This window comes from Desulfovibrio sp. 1188_IL3213, assembly GCF_036763145.1.
Lineage (GTDB): Bacteria > Desulfobacterota > Desulfovibrionia > Desulfovibrionales > Desulfovibrionaceae > Desulfovibrio.
Genome location: NZ_JBAIYR010000347.1, coordinates 1 through 2,445, shown reverse-complemented (window position 1 = coordinate 2,445; position 2,445 = coordinate 1). Strand labels below are relative to the sequence as shown.

The window sequence follows — 2,445 nt, the reverse complement described above, 5'->3', positions numbered from 1 at the left end:
GTGCTCCTTGGTAGCTTTCATTTGTAGCCCTCATGCTGGTTTGGTGGTTGTTTGGTCATAACCAAACCTAACCGACATGAAGGGCTACTTCCATTTTGGGAATGTGCGAAAAATACCGTACGTTATCGGGTATTTACGACGGCGGGCGTAGCTCTGGAACTAGACGCCCGGAAAAATGGTGACAACACCCTGGAAGAGCAGGAAAAGCTGCCCCTGACGGCGGGCGAAGAAGGCTAAATCCATTGTTAAAAAGGTGGTTAGGCAGCCATTAGGCTGCCTAACCACCTAAAACAATTCACAGTAAAAACTTTTAGTGCTGAGTAGATATCTTCTTTTTACCACGTCTGACCCGTCGTGATATACAATAAAAGCCAGCAGATCGCCGTCCTCTTTTATGTACAAAGCAGGAATGCACTTCAAAAAGATCCTCTCGCCTCAAAAGATTTTCGATCGCCCTATTTAGCTCTTTATTCTGGACTGAGGAGTTAAACTTCCTAAAAATTTCACGGCGTGATATATATCTAATATTTCTGGAAAAAAGCATTTCATAAAGCTTTTTTTCATAATCACGTTCTTTTTCAAAATGAGAAGGGTAAGAACGTTTCACTCTGTCTGTAATAAATGTTACAATTTCTGCTGCCAAGCTAATATCGTGCGCTTCATGTACTATCTCATCGTATCCGTTTATTCCAATTTTAAATAAAAGAACAAAGATATAAGCAGTATAAAATAGATTTTTATTTCTTGTCTTGTCATGAAAAATGGAACATTTGTTTTTTAAATACAGGTCTTCAAAACAACATTTTAATTCAATACTCTCTTCAATACATATTGGGCCATTTTTTGATAAAAACATATCAATGCCTAAAATATATTTATATAAATTATCCTCACAACACTCCACAAGATCAGCAGCATGAAAATCAATCAACAAAAAATTCTCTAATTTATTTTGTATAATCCTTGGCTTATCAGCTATTAATTTATTTAATGCATTATTATAAGACAAAACAAATGTATTAATTCTTGCGACAGTGTTTGTTTTAAAGCTCCCAACACGAAGGATGTTTTCTAAGCATTTTTTTGTTGATAAAATGTTGCTCTGTGCTATTTGTAGAACAGAAAAACGACCACTAAGTTCATCTATAATTGAAAAACATTCTTTTATTTTTAATTTTTGAAGTATATCATAAGATTTTATTTTAATGCACTCATTAACATAAAATTTTCTTAGAATACTTAAGGTGTCCTTACATACATCTATATTTGTATCGCTATCAAAATTTAAAATAAGTGGAGATAAATTACTATAATTTCTTTTTTCATCATATATGCTAAATCTACATCTTGAAATAACATTTGTACAAAAAAATAATAGAAAAAATGAAATGGTGAACCCAGAGACTGAGTTAAAATTATAAAAAGTAAAAATATTTTTTTCTAATCTATAATTATAACTATCACTACTTATATCAAAATGTTCTTGCTGTCCGTTAGTTTGCTTAGCAATTCTTTCATTTATAAAATTGAAAGGTGATTGTATTTGTTTGCATGGTTCTTCTTCTTTAAAAAATATACAGCCAATATCCTTACATAAAATAGCTTCCCTACCTTTTACACACTTAAATGCTGGTATCCTTTTTTCTTGTGCAATCAAATAGATAGAATCTTTCCTATAACAAGATTTAAGCCTACATATTGATTTTATAAAAAAATAAAAACAATTAAGATGAAAAGTGAAAGTATTATATCCACAATTCAAAACATTTCTATAGTGCGCACACGACCAATAAAATTCTTTGAAAATATTTCTATCAGTACATCGAATATACCTCCTAATAATGCATAAAACTGCATATGAGGTAGGTATTCTTACTTTATAACTGCATAAAATATTTTTTTCTATCTTTATAATTGTAACAGTAGGTTTATAATATTCAAAATATGATTCAGTTCCATAATCGTAAATAGTCGTATCAATTTTTAAACAAAATCTTTCCTCATTCAGATATCCATCAATTATATATAACAATTCTTTGTAAATTAATGCTTGATTCTTGCCATTGCCATTGGGCAACATATCAAAAAGGCTCATATAAGAAAATTCGAGCAAATAAAAACTTTGTGCCTCTTGGTTTATATCTACTATGGAATATAGTTCAATATTTTTTGTATGGAAAAACATTTTTCTTCCCAACAACTCAACAAACTTCTTAAGATTATCGAGGGGTGGAGTTCCCTCAACTTTTATATAAAAATTCCCATTCTTATGACTTACACCTTTAACTAGCCGCTCTGAAAATATTGATAACTTATTTTCAATGTTGTCCGGTTAAGCACCCATAGCTAACAGGCTATAACTATAGGTGTTTATAGTTTTTCGTCTTCGCGGATTCAGAAGTTCTTCCAGAGAATCCTTGCCGAACAGATTCAAGCAAATGAGCT

General features: G+C 31.3%; 2 protein-coding genes. One reads left to right on the top strand and one right to left on the bottom strand.

The features are described from left to right. Positions 1-51: 51 nt before the first annotated feature. Positions 52-237, top strand: a complete 186-nt coding sequence (locus V6C16_RS11250; RefSeq protein WP_333543243.1) for a hypothetical protein — start codon at positions 52-54, stop codon at positions 235-237. A 73-nt stretch (positions 238-310) separates the two neighbouring features. Here V6C16_RS11250 and V6C16_RS11245 read toward each other — a convergent pair whose 3' ends face one another. Continuing rightward, entirely contained in the window at positions 311-2,185 is a 1,875-nt protein-coding gene (locus tag V6C16_RS11245; protein WP_333543242.1) for a hypothetical protein, read from the bottom strand. Positions 2,186-2,445: the final 260 nt, after the last annotated feature.

Excerpts from the sequence above, each read along its gene's own strand:
- V6C16_RS11245 (WP_333543242.1), bottom strand. The coding sequence starts at position 2,185 with ATGTTTTTCCATACAAAAAATATTGAACTATATTCCATAGTAGATATA.